Annotated in this window: 15 protein-coding genes; 7 read left to right on the top strand and 8 right to left on the bottom strand. The window is 60.9% G+C overall.

From position 1 onward, the window contains the following. Positions 1 to 32 precede the first annotated feature (32 nt). The 4 genes from rnc to pdxJ all read left to right on the top strand — a co-directional run bounded on the left by rnc (position 33) and on the right by pdxJ (position 3,275). Positions 33 to 722 carry a ribonuclease III gene (gene rnc / locus ACXPVS_RS05965; protein ID WP_033053426.1) on the top strand — a complete coding sequence of 230 codons (690 nt, stop codon included), beginning with the start codon at positions 33 to 35 and terminating at the stop codon, positions 720 to 722. After that, positions 715 to 1,617 (top strand): GTPase Era, encoded by a 903-nt coding sequence (gene era / locus ACXPVS_RS05960; RefSeq protein ID WP_003210432.1) that lies wholly within the window; start codon positions 715 to 717, stop codon positions 1,615 to 1,617. Before rnc ends, era begins: the two co-directional genes overlap by 8 nt. Positions 1,618 to 1,789: 172 nt before the next feature. Beyond that, positions 1,790 to 2,479, top strand: coding sequence for a DNA repair protein RecO (gene recO, locus ACXPVS_RS05955; protein ID WP_458509094.1), 690 nt, complete (start codon positions 1,790 to 1,792; stop codon positions 2,477 to 2,479). A gap of 49 nt (positions 2,480 to 2,528) precedes the next feature. Beyond that, positions 2,529 to 3,275, top strand: coding sequence for a pyridoxine 5'-phosphate synthase (gene pdxJ / locus ACXPVS_RS05950; protein ID WP_458509093.1), 747 nt, complete (start codon positions 2,529 to 2,531; stop codon positions 3,273 to 3,275). Positions 3,276 to 3,283: 8 nt separating this feature from the next. On the opposite strand, the gene mltF is transcribed toward pdxJ, so the two are convergent. Continuing rightward, a complete protein-coding gene (gene mltF, locus ACXPVS_RS05945) occupies positions 3,284 to 4,744 on the bottom strand; it encodes a membrane-bound lytic murein transglycosylase MltF (protein ID WP_458509092.1) in 1,461 nt (486 codons plus the stop codon). Positions 4,745 to 5,018: 274 nt separating this feature from the next. Here mltF and purL point away from each other — a divergent pair, with 274 nt between their 5' ends. Further along, a complete protein-coding gene (gene purL, locus ACXPVS_RS05940) occupies positions 5,019 to 8,915 on the top strand; it encodes a phosphoribosylformylglycinamidine synthase (RefSeq protein WP_458509091.1) in 3,897 nt (1,298 codons plus the stop codon). A gap of 5 nt (positions 8,916 to 8,920) precedes the next feature. Then, complete coding sequence (locus ACXPVS_RS05935) at positions 8,921 to 9,232, top strand: NGG1p interacting factor NIF3 (RefSeq protein WP_458509090.1); 312 nt, start codon at positions 8,921 to 8,923, stop codon at positions 9,230 to 9,232. An 89-nt stretch (positions 9,233 to 9,321) separates the two neighbouring features. On the opposite strand, the gene nagE is transcribed toward ACXPVS_RS05935, so the two are convergent. The 7 genes from nagE to ACXPVS_RS05900 form a co-directional block, all read right to left on the bottom strand. Then, complete coding sequence (gene nagE, locus ACXPVS_RS05930; RefSeq protein WP_458509089.1) at positions 9,322 to 11,037, bottom strand: N-acetylglucosamine-specific PTS transporter subunit IIBC; 1,716 nt, start codon at positions 11,035 to 11,037, stop codon at positions 9,322 to 9,324. A gap of 46 nt (positions 11,038 to 11,083) precedes the next feature. Continuing rightward, complete coding sequence (ptsP, locus tag ACXPVS_RS05925; RefSeq protein WP_458509088.1) at positions 11,084 to 13,600, bottom strand: phosphoenolpyruvate--protein phosphotransferase; 2,517 nt, start codon at positions 13,598 to 13,600, stop codon at positions 11,084 to 11,086. Between the two features lie 51 nt (positions 13,601 to 13,651). Further along, on the bottom strand, positions 13,652 to 14,674 hold the full coding sequence (locus ACXPVS_RS05920) for an SIS domain-containing protein (RefSeq protein WP_458509087.1): 1,023 nt from the start codon (positions 14,672 to 14,674) through the stop codon (positions 13,652 to 13,654). Continuing rightward, positions 14,655 to 15,761, bottom strand: coding sequence for an N-acetylglucosamine-6-phosphate deacetylase (nagA, locus tag ACXPVS_RS05915; RefSeq protein WP_458509086.1), 1,107 nt, complete (start codon positions 15,759 to 15,761; stop codon positions 14,655 to 14,657). Before nagA ends, ACXPVS_RS05920 begins: the two co-directional genes overlap by 20 nt. A gap of 33 nt (positions 15,762 to 15,794) precedes the next feature. After that, positions 15,795 to 16,526: a GntR family transcriptional regulator gene (locus ACXPVS_RS05910; RefSeq protein WP_008151596.1), complete on the bottom strand. Its 732-nt coding sequence runs from the start codon at positions 16,524 to 16,526 to the stop codon at positions 15,795 to 15,797. A 294-nt stretch (positions 16,527 to 16,820) separates the two neighbouring features. Beyond that, positions 16,821 to 17,324 (bottom strand): L,D-transpeptidase family protein, encoded by a 504-nt coding sequence (locus ACXPVS_RS05905; RefSeq protein WP_458509085.1) that lies wholly within the window; start codon positions 17,322 to 17,324, stop codon positions 16,821 to 16,823. 64 nt (positions 17,325 to 17,388) lie between these two features. Next, positions 17,389 to 17,940 (bottom strand): NUDIX hydrolase, encoded by a 552-nt coding sequence (locus ACXPVS_RS05900; protein ID WP_458509084.1) that lies wholly within the window; start codon positions 17,938 to 17,940, stop codon positions 17,389 to 17,391. 146 nt (positions 17,941 to 18,086) lie between these two features. Here ACXPVS_RS05900 and ACXPVS_RS05895 point away from each other — a divergent pair, with 146 nt between their 5' ends. Further along, positions 18,087 to 18,686, top strand: a complete 600-nt coding sequence (locus ACXPVS_RS05895) for a CoA pyrophosphatase (RefSeq protein ID WP_458509083.1) — start codon at positions 18,087 to 18,089, stop codon at positions 18,684 to 18,686. The last annotated feature ends 64 nt before the right edge of the window (positions 18,687 to 18,750 follow it).

Here is an 18,750-nt window from a genome sequence, read left to right as displayed (position 1 = left end):
GAACCCAACCGCGAACTCAGCGTGGGTAAACCGTGAGCGTCTCCTTAAGCCGTCTCGAGCGTCAGCTCGGCTACACCTTCAAGGATCAGGAACTGATGGTCCTGGCCCTGACTCACCGCAGCTTTGCCGGGCGTAACAACGAACGCCTGGAATTCCTGGGTGATGCCATCCTTAACTTTGTCGCTGGCGAGGCGCTGTTCGATCGCTTTCCGCTGGCCCGCGAAGGTCAGTTGTCGCGCTTGCGCGCGCGCCTGGTGAAAGGCGAGACCCTGGCCGTACTGGCTCGCGGTTTCGATCTGGGCGAATACCTGCGCCTGGGTTCCGGTGAACTGAAAAGCGGCGGGTTCCGTCGCGAGTCGATTCTGGCCGATGCCCTTGAAGCGTTGATTGGTGCGATCTACCTGGATGCCGGCATGGACATGGCGCGCGAACGCGTACTGGCCTGGCTGGCCGGGGAGTTCGAAGGCCTGACGCTGGTCGACACCAACAAAGATCCAAAAACCCGTCTGCAAGAGTTCCTGCAGTCGCGGGGGTGTGAGCTGCCGCGTTATGAAGTGGTAGATATCCAGGGTGAGCCGCATTGCCGGACGTTCTTCGTCGAATGTGAAATCACCTTATTGAATGAAAAAAGCCGAGGTCAGGGTGTGAGCCGTCGTATTGCCGAACAGGTAGCGGCCGCTGCAGCACTGATTGCCCTGGGCGTGGAGAATGGCCATGACTGATTCAACTGCAACTCGCTGTGGCTATGTCGCCATCGTCGGCCGTCCCAACGTGGGCAAGTCCACGCTGCTGAACCATATCCTCGGTCAGAAGCTGGCGATCACTTCGCGCAAGCCTCAGACCACTCGCCACAACATGCTCGGCATCAAGACCGAAGGCGCGGTACAAGCGGTCTACGTCGACACCCCCGGCATGCACAAAGGTGGCGAGAAAGCCCTGAACCGCTACATGAACAAGACCGCTTCGGCGGCGTTGAAAGACGTCGACGTGGTGATCTTCGTGGTTGACCGCACCAAGTGGACCGACGAAGACCAGATGGTCCTCGAACGCGTTCAATACGTGACTGGCCCGCTGATCGTGGCGCTGAACAAGACTGACCGCATCGAAGACAAAGCCGAGCTGATGCCGCACCTGAGTTGGTTACAGGAACAGCTGCCGAACGCGCAGATCATGCCGATTTCGGCCCAGCACGGGCATAACCTCGAAGCGCTGGAGCGTGTGATTGCCGGTTACCTGCCGGAAAATGAGCACTTCTTCCCGGAAGACCAGATCACCGACCGCAGCAGCCGCTTCCTCGCCGCTGAACTGGTACGCGAGAAAATCATGCGCCAGATGGGCGCCGAGCTGCCGTACCAGATCACGGTCGAAATCGAAGAGTTCAAGCAGCAGGGCAAAACCCTGCACATCCATGCCTTGATCCTCGTCGAGCGCGACGGCCAGAAGAAAATCATCATTGGTGACAAGGGCGAGCGGATCAAACGCATCGGCACCGAGGCGCGCAAGGACATGGAGTTGCTATTCGACTCCAAAATCATGCTCAACCTCTGGGTCAAGGTGAAGGGTGGCTGGTCTGACGATGAACGCGCCTTGCGTTCGCTGGGTTACGGCGACCTGTAACACCGGTTCCTGATACACCGAAGAACCCTGTGGGAGCGAGCTTGCTCGCGATAGCGATCTGATATTCAACATCAATGTTGGATGTCAGGTCCTCATCGCGAACACGCTCGCTCCCACATTGGTTTTGGGTAGTTTATAAATCCGTGCTGACTCATTGAGAGCGCTGACTTCCATGTCCCAAACCCCACCCCCCGGCCAACCCGCCTTCGTACTCCACAGTCGCGCCTACCGCGAAAACAGCGCGCTGGTGGATTTCCTGACGCCGCAAGGCCGGCTGCGGGCGGTGTTGCGCAGTGCTCGGGGCAAGGCCGGGACATTGGCACGGCCGTTCGTGCCGCTGGAAGTCGAGTTGCGTGGGCGTGGTGAATTGAAGAACGTAGGTCGCATGGAAAGCGCTGGCGTCTCCACGTGGCTCAATGGTGAGGCGTTGTTCAGCGGTCTTTACCTCAATGAGCTGTTGATTCGGCTGTTACCGTCCGAAGACCCGCATCCCGCTGTGTTTGATCACTACGCCGCGACCCTGCTTGCGCTTGCCGAAGGTCGTCCGCTGGAACCGTTGTTGCGTTCCTTCGAGTGGCGGTTGCTCGATGATCTCGGTTACGGCTTCGCCTTGACCACCGACATCCATGGCGATCCCGTCGCGCCGGACGGTCTCTACCGCTTGCAAGTGGATGCGGGGCTCGAACGGGTCTATCTGCTGCAACCCGGACTGTTCAATGGCACCGAACTGCTGGCGATGGCCGATGCAGATTGGTCTGCCCCCGGCGCGCTATCGGCAGCCAAGCGATTGATGCGCCAGGCACTGGCGGTTCATCTGGGCGGTCGTCCCTTGGTGAGTCGCGAGTTGTTTCGCAAGCCCTGATCACCCCGTATGCTGTGCGCCGAACTTTCCCATTTCTAGGAGCGCTTCCGTGACCACCAGCAATCGCATTCTTCTTGGCGTGAACATCGACCATGTTGCCACCCTGCGTCAGGCCCGGGGCACGCGCTATCCGGATCCGGTCAAGGCCGCACTGGACGCGGAAGAGGCGGGTGCTGACGGCATAACCGTGCACTTGCGCGAAGACCGTCGGCACATTCAGGAGCGCGACGTGTTGCTGCTCAAGGATGTGCTGCAAACCCGCATGAACTTCGAAATGGGCGTCACCGAAGAGATGATGATGTTCGCCGAACGGATTCGTCCGGCGCACATTTGCCTGGTGCCGGAAACTCGTCAGGAGCTGACGACCGAAGGTGGTCTGGACGTGGCGGGGCAGGAAGCGCGGATCAAAGCGGCGGTGGATCGCCTGGCGCAAATCGGCTGCGAAGTGTCGCTGTTCATTGATGCCGACGAGCGGCAGATCGAAGCGTCCCGTCGTGTCGGCGCGCCCGCCATCGAGCTGCATACCGGTCGTTACGCCGATGCCGAGACGCCAACCGAAGTGGCTGAAGAACTCAAGCGTGTGGCGGATGGCGTGGCGTTTGGTCTGGCTCAAGGTTTGATCGTCAATGCCGGTCACGGTCTGCACTATCACAACGTTGAAGCTGTAGCGGCGATCAAAGGCATCAACGAACTGAACATCGGTCATGCGCTGGTGGCTCATGCGTTGTTCGTCGGGTTGAAGTCGGCGGTTTCGGAGATGAAGGCGCTGATTCTGGCGGCTGCGCTCAAAGGCTGACATCAGGGTCAGAGCGGAGGGGTTTCCGGGTTCGGCTTGGTCTTGTCGACCCCCGGCACATGCAGGTTGCCCTCGGCGACCTGATTGCCTTCCAGTTGCGGTTGCGTCACCCACGTCAGGATGTCGTAGTAGCGGCGGATGTTCGCCACGAAGTGAACCGGTTCGCCGCCACGGGCATAGCCGTAACGGGTTTTGCTGAACCACTTCTTCTCGGAGAGGCGCGGCAGGATTTTTTTCACGTCCAGCCACTTATCCGGGTTCAGTCCTTCCTTGGTCGCCAGTTTGCGCGCGTCATCCAGATGGCCGCTGCCCACGTTATAGGCCGCGAGTGCAAACCACGTGCGATCCGGCTCCTGGATCGACTCATCCAGCTGTTCCTTCATCAGGGCCAGGTACTTGGCGCCACCCATGATGCTTTGTTTGGCGTCCAGTCGATTGGACACGCCCATGGCCTGCGCCGTGTTCTGGGTCAGCATCATCAGGCCGCGCACGCCGGTCTTCGACGTGACGGTCGGTTGCCACAGGGATTCCTGATAACCGACTGCTGCCAGCAGGCGCCAGTCGACTTTCTCTTTCTTGGCATAAGCCTTGAAATGCGTCTCGTACTTGGGTAACCGTTGCTGCAGGTGCTGGGCGAAGGTATAGGCGCCCACGTAGCCGAGAACATCGACGTGCCCGTAATAGCGATCTTTCAGGCGTTGCAGGGTGCCGTTTTTCTTCACCTTGTCGAGGTAGGCGTTGATCTCGTTGAGCAAGCTGTTGTCGTCGCCGGCGGCCACCGCCCAGCTCTGGTTGCCAGCGTCACCGAGGTCGAAGGCTACCCGCACGTTGGGGAAGTAGACCTGGTTCATCGCGACTTCGTTTGAATCGACCAGGGTCAGATCAATCTGATCTTCGTCGACCATCCGCAGCAAATCGACGACTTCAACGGCGTCGGACTCCTCGTATTCAATGCCCGGATATTTTTCTTTCAGCTCCGCCAATTGCTCGGCGTGGGTGCTGCCCTTGAGCACCATGATTTTCTTGCCCACCAGATCCTTCGCGTCGGTCGGCCGCGATTGGCCGTTGCGATAGATGATCTGCGGGGTGACTTCGAGGTAAGAGTGGGAAAACCGCACCTGCTGTTTGCGTTTGTCGCTGCTGACCAGGCCGGCAGCAGCGATCACCGGGCCGTTGGTTTTGCCCACCTGATTAAACAGGTCGTCGAGGTTGTCGGCGGTTTCGATTTTGAGCTCCACCCCCAGATCGTCGGCGAAGCGCTTCACCAGCTCGTATTCGAAGCCGGTTTCACCGTTGCGATCCTGAAAGTAGGTGGCGGGGCTGTTACGGGTAACCACCCGCAGCACGCCATCCTCCTTTACGCGCTCCAGCGTGTTGGGTTTATCAACACAGCCACTGAGCATCAGGAAGAGTCCGGTTGCGATCAGCCATTTGGCGAGCCGCGGACGCAAAGCCGTTGGGGAAAACATCTGCGCAGTATACGCAAAGGACCACGAGCGCCATATCTCGACAGCAAAAGGCTTGTCTGTTAGGCCGCTAAAAACCGCTCTGGAGCCCGCAGGAGCGGGCCCGCGCCGCATGTTGTGATAGAAAAAATAACGCTCGGCGCGTACCTGTTTGCGGTCCGAACGCCCGGCCCGACGTCCGGGTGCAGCCGCCCGTACCGTTTCGGGTGATGTCGCGCCCTGTTTAGGCTAGAATGCACGGCCTCAAAGCACACCCCTTCCCGAGGCTGTCCCGAAGATGTTGATCCTGCGCGGCGCTCCTGCCCTTTCTGCCTTTCGCCACAGCAAACTCCTTGAGCAACTGAGCCAGAAGGTCCCGGCTGTCAGCGGCTTATATGCTGAATTCGCTCACTTCGCCGAAGTTACCGGCGTCCTGACCGGCGACGAACAGCAGGTGCTCGCGCGCCTTCTGAAGTACGGCCCAAGTGTCCCGGTACAAGAGCCGACCGGTCGTCTGTTTTTGGTGTTGCCGCGTTTTGGCACCATCTCGCCATGGTCCAGTAAAGCCAGCGACATCGCTCGCAACTGCGGCCTGACGAAAATCCAACGCCTGGAGCGCGGCATTGCTTTCTATGTCGCCGGCCAGTTCAGCGACGCCGAAGCGCAGCTGATCGCAGGCGCGCTGCACGACCGCATGACCCAAATCGTCCTCGGCAACCTGGAACAGGCCGCCGGTCTGTTCAGTCATGCGGAGCCGAAACCGCTGACCGCAATCGACGTGCTGGGTGGCGGCCGCGCAGCGCTGGAAAAAGCCAACACCGAGCTGGGCCTGGCCCTGGCCGAAGACGAGATCGACTACCTGGTCAACGCCTTCGTCGACTTGAAGCGCAACCCGCACGACATCGAACTGATGATGTTCGCCCAGGCGAACTCCGAGCACTGCCGTCACAAGATCTTCAACGCCAGTTGGGACATCGACGGTCAGAGCCAGGAAAAAAGCCTGTTCGGCATGATCAAGAACACCTACGTGATGCACAGCGAAGGCGTTCTGTCGGCTTATAAGGACAACGCTTCGGTGATCGTCGGTAACGTCGCCGGTCGTTTCTTCCCGGACCCTGAAACCCGTCAGTACGGCGCGGTTCAGGAACCGGTGCACATCCTGATGAAAGTCGAAACGCATAACCACCCGACCGCGATTGCCCCGTTCCCGGGCGCGTCCACCGGTAGCGGCGGCGAGATTCGCGACGAAGGCGCCACCGGTCGCGGCGCCAAGCCAAAGGCTGGCCTGACCGGTTTCACCGTGTCCAACCTGCAAATCCCGGGCTTCGAACAGCCGTGGGAAGTGCCGTACGGCAAGCCTGAGCGCATCGTTACCGCGCTGGACATCATGATCGAAGGCCCACTGGGAGGCGCCGCGTTCAACAACGAATTCGGTCGTCCGGCCCTGACCGGTTATTTCCGTACGTTCGAACAGTCGATCACCACCCCGCGTGGCGACGAAGTTCGCGGTTACCACAAACCGATCATGCTGGCCGGCGGCATGGGTAACATCCGTGCCGAACACGTACAGAAAGCCGAAATCACCGTTGGCTCCAAGCTGATCGTGCTTGGCGGCCCGGCGATGCTGATCGGCCTGGGCGGCGGTGCGGCTTCCTCCATGGCCACCGGCACCAGCTCGGCAGACCTGGACTTCGCTTCCGTACAGCGCGAAAACCCTGAGATGGAACGTCGCTGCCAGGAAGTCATCGACCGTTGCTGGCAGTTGGGTGAACACAACCCGATCAGCTTCATCCACGACGTCGGCGCGGGCGGTCTGTCCAATGCCTTCCCGGAACTGGTCAACGATGGCAACCGTGGCGGTCGCTTCGAACTGCGCAACATTCCAAACGACGAGCCGGGCATGGCCCCGCACGAAATCTGGAGTAACGAATCCCAGGAACGCTACGTTCTGGCGGTCGGCCCGGCCGACTTCGAACGCTTCCAGGCGATCTGCGAACGTGAGCGTTGCCCGTTTGCCGTGGTCGGCGAAGCCACTGCCGAGCCGCAACTGACGGTCACCGACAGTCACTTCGGCAACAGCCCGGTGGACATGCCGCTGGAAGTGCTGCTGGGCAAAGCCCCGCGCATGCACCGTTCGGCCGTTCGCGAAAACGAACTGGGTGACGATTTCGATCCGTCGACCCTCGAGATTGCAGACTGCGTCGAACGCGTTCTGCATCACCCGGCCGTGGCGAGCAAAAGTTTCCTGATCACCATCGGCGACCGCACCATCACCGGCCTCGTTGCCCGTGATCAGATGGTCGGCCCGTGGCAGGTTCCGGTCGCCGACGTTGCCGTCACCGCCACCAGCTTCGACGTGTACACCGGTGAAGCCATGGCCATGGGCGAGCGCACTCCGCTGGCACTGCTGGACGCTCCGGCGTCGGGCCGCATGGCCATCGGCGAAACCCTGACCAACATCGCGGCTTCGCGCATCAACAAGATCTCCGACATCAAACTGTCGGCCAACTGGATGTCCGCAGCCGGTCACCCCGGCGAAGACGCGCGTCTGTACGACACCGTGAAAGCGGTCGGCATGGAACTGTGTCCAGAACTGGGGATTACCATTCCGGTGGGCAAGGACTCCATGTCCATGGCCACGCGCTGGAGCGACGAAGGCGTCGACAAGGCCGTGACCTCGCCGATGTCCCTGATCGTGACCGGTTTCGCGCCCGTGGCTGACATTCGTCAGACCCTGACGCCGGAACTGCGCATGGACAAAGGCACCACTGACCTGATCCTGATCGATCTGGGCCGTGGCCAAAACCGCATGGGCGCCTCGATCCTCGCCCAGGTTCACGGCAAGCTCGGCTCGCAAGCGCCGGACGTCGACGATGCCGAAGACCTCAAAGCCTTCTTCGCCGTGATCCAGGGCCTCAACGCCGACGGTCACCTGCTGGCTTACCATGACCGTTCCGACGGTGGTCTGCTGACCAGCACTGTGGAAATGGCCTTTGCCGGCCACTGCGGTCTGAGCCTGAACCTCGACGGTCTGGCAGAAACCTCGGCCGACATCGCTGCAATCCTGTTCAACGAAGAACTGGGCGCCGTGATCCAGGTTCGCCAGGACGCGACCCCAGACATCCTCGCGCAGTTTAGCGCCGCTGGCTTGGGCGAGTGCGTGTCGGTCATCGGTCAGCCGATGAACAACGGCCAGATCAACGTCACCTTCAACGGCGAAACCGTATTCGAAGGTCAGCGCCGTCTGCTGCAACGTCAGTGGGCTGAAACCAGCTACCAGATCCAGCGTCTGCGTGATAACGCCGACTGCGCCGAGCAAGAGTTCGACGTGCTGCTGGAAGAAGACAACCCGGGCCTGAGCGTCAAGCTGAGCTACGACGTCAACCAGGACGTCGCTGCGCCTTACATCAAGAAAGGCATCCGCCCACAGGTTGCCGTGCTGCGTGAGCAGGGCGTCAACGGTCAGGTGGAAATGGCGGCCGCGTTCGACCGTGCCGGTTTCAACGCGATCGACGTGCACATGAGCGATATCCTGGCGGGCCGTGTCGACCTGAACGAGTTCAAAGGCCTGGTGGCGTGCGGCGGTTTCTCCTACGGCGACGTTCTCGGCGCCGGCGAAGGCTGGGCCAAGTCCGCGCTGTTCAATAGCCGTGCACGCGATGCGTTCCAGGGTTTCTTCGAGCGTAACGACAGCTTCACACTCGGCGTGTGCAACGGTTGCCAGATGATGTCCAACCTGCACGAGCTGATCCCGGGCAGCGAGTTCTGGCCGCACTTTGTGCGTAACCGTTCCGAGCAGTTCGAAGCCCGTGTGGCGATGGTTCAGGTCCAGGAATCGAACTCGATCTTCCTGCAAGGCATGGCCGGTTCGCGTATGCCGATCGCTATTGCTCACGGTGAAGGTCATGCCGAGTTCGCCAGCGAAGATGCGTTGCTGGAAGCCGATCTGTCGGGTTGCGTGGCGATGCGTTTTGTCGACAACCACGGCAAGGTCACCGAAAACTACCCGGCCAACCCGAACGGCTCGCCGCGCGGGATCACCGGTTTGACCAGCCGCGACGGTCGCGTGACGATCATGATGCCGCACCCGGAGCGAGTGTTCCGCGCGGTGCAGAACTCGTGGCGTTCGGAAGACTGGAACGAAGATGCACCTTGGATGCGTATGTTCCGTAATGCTCGGGTCTGGGTTAACTAAGCGCTGTGTATAAGCTCAGCTTTTTTGTTCCGGCCAGTCATGTGGAGCAAGTCAAAAGTGCCGTATTCGCTGCCGGTGGCGGACGGATCGGTGCTTATGACCATTGCGCCTGGCAAGTGCTCGGCCTCGGTCAGTTTCGTCCATTGGATGGCAGCCAGCCGTTTATTGGGCGCGCGGGGCAGGTCGAGCAGGTTGAGGAATGGAAGGTTGAGCTTGTGGTGGCGGATGAGTGGATAGTGGCCGTGGTGGCTGCATTGAAACTCAGTCATCCCTACGAGACACCGGCTTATGAGGTGTGGCGGCTGGAGGATTTCTGATCTTCCGGATCGCTGAAATGAAAAACCCGCTGAAGTGATTTCAGCGGGTTTTTATTGCTCGCGATATAGGCCTGTCAGGCGCCAACCATCTAAACCTTGGCGCTCACCTCACTGCGATTGACCAAGGCCTCCAGTGCATCATTCAAACTCGATGCCTTGTCGCCAACCAACAGATGCCAAACCCCGCCATCCAGCTGGCTGACGCCCTGGCAACCCAACGCCTTCAAATCGCTTTCCGACAACGCCTTGCCATCCGCCAGATGCAATCGAATCCGGGTCATGGCGATGCAATCCATCTGCAATACATTCTCGCCACCGCCCAAGGCATTCAACCATTGCTGTGCTTCTGAATTCGCCACTGCCGCAAGTTTCGGCGCATCGATCCCCGCCGCGGGGGAGGAAATGATCGCGCGGCCCAATGCAGGCATCGCCAAGCGAATCTCATCGGCAATGCTGTCGGCCATCGGCCCGACCACGACCTGCAAACTCCCACCCTTGCCCGGACGCACAACCGCCATCGCACCCAGCGCTTTTAACTCTGCATCGTTTGCCTTGTTGCGATCCACCATGTCCAGCCTCAGCCTCGTTGTACATGCGCCCACGGTGATCAAGTTCTGCGCACCGCCCAACGCCTTGATATAAGCCCCGGCCCGTTCGTTTTCAGCCACGACGACTTTGTCGCCCACTGGAATATCTTCACGCCCCGGTGTCTTGAGGTTGAAGCGGCGAATGCAGAAATCAAACACCACGTAGTAGATCACCGCATACGCCAGTCCCACCGGGATGACCCGCCAGCCGTTGGTGGATTTGCCCCAGCCGAGGATCATGTCGATAAAGCCGCCCGAGAAGGTAAATCCGAGGTGGATGTTCAGCAGGTTGGTAACGGCCATCGACAAACCGGTTAGCAGCACGTGCAGCAAAAAAAGCAGTGGCGCGAGGAACATGAAGGCGAATTCGATCGGCTCGGTGACCCCCGTCAAAAATGACGTCAGCGCCATCGACAGAAAAATCCCGCCCATGACCTTACGGCGTTCCGGCAGGGTATTGCGGTACATCGCCAGGCACGCGGCGGGCAGGCCGAAGAGCATCATCGGGAACATGCCAGTGGTGAATTGGCCGCCCTTGGGGTCGCCGGCAAAGTAGCGCGAGATGTCGCCGGTCACGAGAGCGCCCGTGGTCGGGTCGGTGAAGTTGCCGAAGACGAACCACGCCATGTTGTTGATGATGTGGTGCAGGCCGGTGACGATCAGCAGGCGGTTGAGCACGCCGAAAATGAAAGCACCGAGGCTGCCGCTTTCCAGCATCAATACACCGAAATTGTTGATGCCGTGTTGGATGGGCGGCCAGATCAGACCGAAAATGACGCCTAGGCCGACGGCGGCGAACCCGGTGACAATTGGCACGAAGCGCCGGCCGCCAAAGAACGCCAGGTACTCCGGCAGTTTGATGTCCTTGAAGCGGTTGTACAGCGCGCCCGCCATCAAGCCGCTGACGATCCCGGCGAGCATGCCCATGTTGATGCTTGCGTCGAGCACCTTGAGGGTGGAGATCATCACCAGATAGCCAATCACCCCGGCGAGGCCCGCGGTGCCGTTGTTGTCCTTGGCGAAACCGACCGCGATGCCGATGGCGAAGATCATCGCCAGGTTGGCGAAGATGACTTGGCCGGCGTCGTGGATGATCGCGATGTTCAGCAGATCGGTGTCGCCCAGGCGCAGCAACAGCCCGGCGATCGGCAGGATCGCGATCGGCAGCATCAGGGCACGGCCGAGGCGCTGCAGGCCTTCGATGAAGTAGTGGTACATGGCAATTCTCCCTGTGTTCTTTTTGTTTTAGAGCTGTAGGTGTCGTTCAGCTCAGAGGCCATTGCTGGTGACAGGCGTGACGCACCGCGCCGGCGCTGCTCAACGTGAGCAGGTCCTGGCTGATGCGTCGGCATTCGCTCGTGTCCAGGTGGCGGACGCGGTCCTTGATTTCACCGATCTGCACCGGGCTGACCGACAACTCGCTGACCCCCAGGCCAATCAGAACCGGCGTGGCCAGCGGGTCGGAGGCGAGCGCGCCGCAGACACCGACCCAACGGTTATGCACCGCAGCACCCGCACAGGTCTGGGCTATCAGCCGCAGCAGTGCCGGGTGCATGGCGTCGACCCGCGAGGCGAGGCCCGCGTGGTCGCGGTCCATGGCCAGGGTGTACTGCGACAAGTCGTTAGTACCGATGGACAGAAAATCCGCGTGTTCGGCCAGTTGCTCGGCCAGCAGGGCGGCGGCGGGGACTTCGATCATCACGCCCAGTTCCGGGCGCTCAAGCACACCGAGTTCGGTGCACAACGCATCGAGACGCTGGCGGATGTGCAGCAACTCGTCGACTTCGGTGACCATCGGCAACAGGATCCGGCAACGCGACAGTGGGCTGACATGCAGTAAGGCGCGCAATTGCTGGTCGAGGATTTCCGGGCGGACCTGAGCCAGGCGAATGCCGCGCAGACCGAGCACTGGATTGGCCTCAGCCGGCAGCGGCAGGTAGTCGAGTTGTTTGTCGCCGCCAACGTCGATGGTGCGGATGATCACCGACTTGTCGCCCATGGCGTCGAGCACGGCTTGATAAGCAGCGCGCTGTTCCTCTTCGTTCGGCGCGGTGCTGCGATCGACAAACAGAAACTCGGTACGCAGCAAGCCGACGCCGTCGGCGCCATTGGCCAGGGCATCAACCGCTTCAGCGCTGGAGGCCACATTGGCGGCGACTTCAATCCGCAAGCCGTCGAGCGTCAACGCCGGGGTGTGAGCCTGAGCCTGTTGCTCGGCGCGGCGCTGTTGATGATCGAGTTGTGCCTGACGGACCTCGGCCAAACGTTCGGCATTTGGCATCAGTTCAAGGCGACCGCCATCGGCGTCCAGCACCACGGCTTGGCCTTGCTGCTGATCCAGCAGCGTAGAACCCAGTGCAACCATGCACGGCAGGCCTTTGCCCCGCGCGAGAATCGCCACGTGGGAAGTCGCGCCGCCCTCGGCCATGCACAACCCGGCGACACCTTGCTGACTGAGTTGCAGCAGATCGGAGGGCGTCAATTCATGCGCGGCGACAATGGCGTCGGCCGGCACGTCGTAGTGCCAGGTTTCACCGAGCAGAGCGCGCAGCACGCGTTGTTTGAGGTCGCGCAGATCATTGGCGCGTTCGGCCAACAACGGGCTGCCGAGTTGCTGGAGCACCTCGCACTGCACCTCGATCGATTGGCTCCACGCGTGGGTCGCTGCCATGCCTTGGTCGATGGAGGCGTTCGCCGCGTCTAGCAACGCCGGATCTTCGAGCAAGGCGAGGTGCGCGGCGAAGATCGCTTCTTCGTCGGTGTTTTGATGTTTTCTGGCTTGGGCCAGGGTGTGGTTGATTTCGCTGCGCACGACGGTCAGCGCGGTGTCGAGGGTTTGCAATTGTTGCTCGGGATCATGGTTGCCGGCGTCTACCGGCAGGCTGATTGCGTTCAAGCGGAACAACGACCCGGCAACCAAACCGGGAGCGGCGCAGACGCCGTGCAGCACGCCTGCTTCGGCAGCTCGAGTGCGTCGGGCAACCGGTGTCGGCGCGGCGGCGTGGCTGTCTTCGGCCAGCGCGGTGGATAACGCGATCAGCAACGCTTGCAACGCCGCCTCGGCGTCCGGTCCCTGGCAACTGACCTGAACCTCGTCCTGTTCGCCAACGGCCAAACCCATCAGTGCGATCAAGCTGTCGCAGGTCGCCGATTTGCCAGCGAAATGCAGCTGCGATTTACTCTTGAAACCTTGTGCCGTCTGACGAATCAGCGCTGCCGGACGAGCATGCAACCCGCCGCGATGGGCGATGCGGATGTGGCCGTAAATCTCTTCCCCGGAGCGCTCAGCCTCAGCCTGCGCTCCAGGTGCGTGCCGAGGAATGATGTGCAGCAATGGCTCGCCAACTTTCACCGACTTCAGCGTGATCGGCCGCGCCTGAAAGTCCTGGCTGTTGGTCAAGATCATCAGGCTGACCAGGCTTTTGCACTGCTGCGCGACCTTGTCCAGGTCGTAGCGCAATAGCGGCTGGCCGTTGCTGACCCGCGCACCTTCCTTTACCAGCATCGTGAAGCCTTCGCCCTGCAACTCGACCGTGTCGAGGCCCAGGTGCAGCAGCAATTCGGCGCCGTTGTCGGCACGCAAGGTGATGGCGTGGCCGGTGCGCGCGACGTGCACCACGACACCGGCGCACGGGGCGTGGAGGGTGTCGTTCAGCGGGTCGATGGCGATCCCGTCGCCCATGGCGCCGCTGGCGAACACCGGGTCCGGGACTTTGGCGAGCGTGAGCACCGGGCCGCTGAGCGGGGCGCTGAGGGTCAGCTCTTTATTGTTGTTGTGCATGGCTCGGTCTCATCAGTAAAAAGGGTTCGGATCAACTCGCCCTGTGACAGCTCAGTGCGTGCGCGTCACTTTGCTCAAGTGCCTGGGCTGGTCCGGGTCCATGCCCCGGGCGACCGCCAGACCGGCGGCCATGACGTAGAAACTCTGGATCGCCAGAATCGGGTCGAGGGCCGGATGCTCGGCACGGGTCAGTGTGAGGTCGCGTTCGGCAACATCATCTGGTGCGGCCAGCATTACGCGGGCACCGCGTTGGCGCATGTCGGCGGCGAGGCTCAGCAAACCGGCCTGCTCTGCACCGCGCGGGGCGAAGATCAGCAGCGGGTAATTTTCATCAATCAACGCCATCGGGCCGTGACGGACCTCGGCGCTGCTGAAGGCTTCAGCCTGGATCGCCGAGGTTTCCTTGAATTTCAACGCAGCTTCCTGGGCGATGGCGAAACCGGCGCCACGGCCGATCACCATCAGGCGCTGGCAATCACGCAGGGCGTCGATGGCCAGGTTCCAGTCCTGTTTCGCCGCTTCGCGCAAACCCTCCGGCAGTGCGAGGCCGGCCTCCAGCAATTCCACATCTTCTTTCCAGTGGGCGATCAGGCGGGCGCTGGCGCTGAGGGTGGCGATAAAACTCTTGGTCGCGGCGACGCTGCTTTCGGTGCCAGCACACAACGGCAGGCTGAATTCACACGCGGCCTCCAGCGGCGAGCTCTCGGCGTTGACCATCGAGATGCTCAGGGCGCCGCGCTTGCGCAGCAGACGCATGCTATTCACCAGGTCGGGACTTTGCCCGGACTGCGAGAAGGCGAACGCGACTTGGCCGCTGACCTTCAACGGGGCTTGCAGCATGGTCACCACCGACATCGGCAACGACGCCACCGGGAAGCCCAACTGCTGCATGGTCAGGTAGGCAAAATAACTGGCGGCATGATCGGAGCTGCCGCGAGCGACGGTCATCACCACTTGCGGTGGCTGACGACGCAGGCGCCCGGCGATCTCGATCATTTGCGGGTCCAGTTGTTGCAGTTGGGCTTGCACGGCCTCAAACGAGGACAGCGCCTCTTCAAGCATTTTTGAAGTCAATGTCTTCTCCTTCGACCATGACGGCGGTCAGTGTGAGTGAGCGATCGAGCCGCACGCAGTCGGCCCAGCTGCCGGGTTGCAGACGCCCGCGTTCGTTGAGGCCGAGGTAGTCGGCGGGGAATTGCGAAAGACGTTGCGAAGCCTCGGCAATCGGCAAACCGATCGTCACCAGATTGCGCAGGGCCTGATCCATGGTCAGCGTGCTGCCGGCCAGAGTGCCGTCGGGCAAGCGCACACCGCCCAGGCATTTGGTCACGGTGTGGCTGCCGAGCTTGTACTCACCGTCGGGCATGCCGGCGGCAGCGGTGGAGTCGGTGACGCAATACAGACACGGGATTGAGCGCAGGGCCACACGGATGGCGCCGGGGTGCACGTGCAGCAAGTCCGGAATCAGCTCGGCGTATTTGGCGTGCGCCAGTGCCGCGCCGACGATGCCCGGTTCGCGGTGATGCAGTGGGCTCATGGCGTTGTAGAGATGAGTGAAGCTGCTGGCGCCGGCTTCAAGCGCGGCAACGCCTTCCTCGTAACTGCCGAGGGTGTGGCCGATTTGCATGCGCACGCCGCGAGCACTGAGGTCGCGGATCAAGGCGTCGTGGCCGGCAATTTCCGGGGCGATGGTGATCACCCGGATCGGCGCCAGAGCCAGGTATTCTTCGACTTCGGCCATCAACGCGGTATGGGCGAAATTCGGTTGAGCGCCGAGTTTGCCGGGGTTGATGTACGGACCTTCCAGGTGCACGCCGAGGACTCGGGCGCTGCCTTTCGGGCGGTGCAAACAATATTCGCCGACGGCTTTGAGCACGCTGGAAATTTCTGCAGGCGGCGCGGTCATGGTGGTCGCCAGCAGCGAAGTCGTGCCGAAACGCACGTGGGTTTTGGTGATGGTCTCGAAGGCTGGCGCACCCTCCATGATGTCTTTTCCGCCGCCGCCGTGAACATGCAGGTCGATGAAACCCGGCAGCAGGTATGGCAGGTCGTTGTCGGCCGGATCGCACGGTTGGCCTTCGATCGACACGACTTTGCCGTGGTCGTGAATCAGCCGGCCGCGAACCCAGCCGTGGGCGGTGAGGATGTTGTCTTCAGACATGATCGGTTCTCGGTTCTTTAGCGGCGAAGCGGGTTATCGACGAAGCTCTGCGACAAAGTCGTAGTAATCGTTGCGGCAATAGGTGTCGGTGACTTCGATCGGCGTGTTGTCTTCCAGGTAACCGACCCGGGTCATCAGCAGCATGGCGGTGCCGGGGGCGATGCCCACCAGGGCGGCGAACTCGTCCGAAGCGTTGATCGCCTGAATGTGCTGCAGCGCACGGACGATCGGCTTGCCAATGCCGTCGAGGTACTCGTACAGGGAGTCGCCCACGGCTTGCGGCTTGGGAATGATCGAGGCGGGCAAGGTGCTCATCTCGATCGCCATCACCGTGTCGTCGGCTTTACGCAGACGTTTGAGCCGCGCGACCTTGTCGTTCGGCGAGAGACCCAGGCGGATCAGTTCTTCGTGGGTCGGCGGAGTGATTTCCCGTTCCAGCCATTGCGAGCCGGGGACAAAGCCTTTCAGGCGCAGCATCTCGCTGAAACCCGAGAGGCGCGATAGCGGTTGTTCCAGGCGTGGAGTGATAAAGGTGCCGGAACCCTGGTTGCGGCGGATCAGGCCTTGCTCGAACAGAACTTCCAGCGCCTTGCGGGCGGTGACACGGGAAATGCCCAGCATTTCGCTGAGGTTGCGCTCCGACGGCATGGCCTGTTCGGCTTTCCACTGGCCGGCATGGATCGCCGCTTCCAGGTTGCGCGCCAGTTGCAGGTACAACGGCGTGGGCTGGGTGTCGTCAGGGCGTAGGGCCTGGAGGTCATTCATGTAGGTTTGGTCCGATGCGGATATTGGAGTGTTGTCGCCCGGTGGTGGGGCTAAACCTAATACCACTTAAATACCATGTCAATGCCAGTACTTTGCTATGGGTGCGAGAGTGCCTACCCAGTTGGGTGGGTTGAAGCGCTGTAGGTTTTAAGTGGTATTAGAGGTCAGGATTTCAACAGTAAAGATCGCAGCCTTCGGCAGCTCCTGCGGGTGAAATTGGTATCTACCCGGTAGGAGCTGCCGAAGGCTGCGATCTGTTGAATTTATTTTTCGAGGGGCGACCGAAGGTAGCCGTTACGGGCGGATTTCGATCATCGTGCCGTCCGGCACCAAACCCCAAACCTCGCGCATGTCCATGTTGCGCATGGCAATGCAGCCGTCAGTCCAGTCCAGTGTGTGGAACAGGTCTTCGGGGTTTTCTTCAGTGTCCGGGGTGCCGTGGATCATGATCATGCCACCAGGGGCGACGCCTTCACGCCGGGAGCGCGCGGAGTCACTGATGTTCGGGTAGGAGATGTGCATCGCCAGATTGAAACGGTCACTGACCTTGCGCCAGTCCAGCCAGTAAAAACCTTCGGGCGTGCGTTTGTCGCCTTCCATGAGTTTTGGGCCGATGGGTTTTTTTCCCAATGAGATGCGATAGGTTTTGAGCGGCTTGCCGTCCTTGATCAATTGCAATTGGTGGGCAGATTTGAGAACCAGAATTTTTTCGATGACTTTGCCGTCCAGGGTTTCCGCAACGGAAGCCTGGGAGACAGCGATGAACGACAAGCAAAACACGGCAAGCAACCAGCGCATTGAAACGATATCCCTGAAAGGTGTCGCGGCTATTTAGTTATAGGTGATTTTAGTACAAGGAGCGTTAGGTGATGGCCGGCTGGGCAAGCGGCGGGATCGACTCCGAGCGCACCGGGTAGACCTCGGTCAGCCGGTCAGCGAAGAAGCATTCTAAGGTACGGCCCACCGTGCGGAAAGCCAGCTCGGACCAAGGGATGTCGGCTTCTTCGAAAAGCTGCACTTGCAGGCTCTCGGGGCCAGCGCAAAAGTCCAGGTCCACCAGTTCGGCGCGAAAGAATACATGCACCTGGCTGATGTGCGGCACGTCGATCAACGTATAGATGCTCAGGTTGCGCACCCGCGCGCAGGCTTCTTCGGCCGTCTCGCGAATGGCCGCCTGCTCGATGGTTTCACCGTTTTCCATGAAGCCGGCGGGCAGGGTCCAATAACCGAGCCGAGGCTCGATGGCGCGTCGGCACAACAAGACCTTGGAGCCCCAGGTCGCCACGCAACCGGCGACGATATTGGGGTTCTGGTAGTGAATCGCCTGACAGCTGTCACAGACAAAACGCAGGCGCGAATCGCCTTCTGGAATGCGCTGGGTCACCGGGTTGCCGCACTGACTGCAAAAATTCATGCTTGGGTTCCTGAATGCTGCGCCTATCTTGGCGTGCGGCGGTGTCTGTCGGCAAGTTGTCGTTTAGCGACATGCTGTGGTTATGGGGTTGGGCGGTCGGTTCGATTGGTGCATGATGCGAGGTAGCGAATATATCGAGAAGTCTCATGCTGGACGAGCTACTGCATCGAGTAAGCAACCACACCCCACGCACACTGGAAACCGATAAACGTTTCCCCGAGGCCGCAGTGCTGGTGCCCATCACCCGCAGTGACGAGCCGGAACTGGTGCTGACCCTGCGCGCCAGCGGGCTCTCGACCCATGGCGGCGAAGTCGCCTTTCCCGGCGGGCGACGCGATCCTGAAGACCCGGACCTTATTTTCACCGCCCTGCGCGAAGCCGAAGAAGAAATCGGTCTGCCGCCGGGCCTGGTTGAAGTGATCGGCCCGCTGAGCCCGTTGATCTCCCTGCACGGCATCAAGGTCACACCCTATGTCGGTGTGGTTCCGGACTTTGTCGAGTACCGGGCCAACGATGCCGAGATTGCCGCCGTCTTCAGCGTACCGCTGGAGTTCTTCCGCAAGGATCCGCGCGAACACACCCATCGCATCGATTACCAGGGTCGCAGTTGGTACGTGCCGAGCTATCGTTATGGCGAGTACAAAATCTGGGGCCTGACGGCGATTATGATCGTCGAGTTGATCAACCTGCTCTATGACGCCAAAATCAGCCTGCATCAACCGCCCAAGACGTTTATCAATACCTGAAGCCATCGCCCGTATGGCGTGAACCCCGCTTTTTGCAAGTGAGCCAGCCTGGCCTTGAGGACAA

Source organism: Pseudomonas sp. Ma2-10 (assembly GCF_054330215.1).
This window is presented reverse-complemented; position numbering and strand designations above follow the sequence as displayed.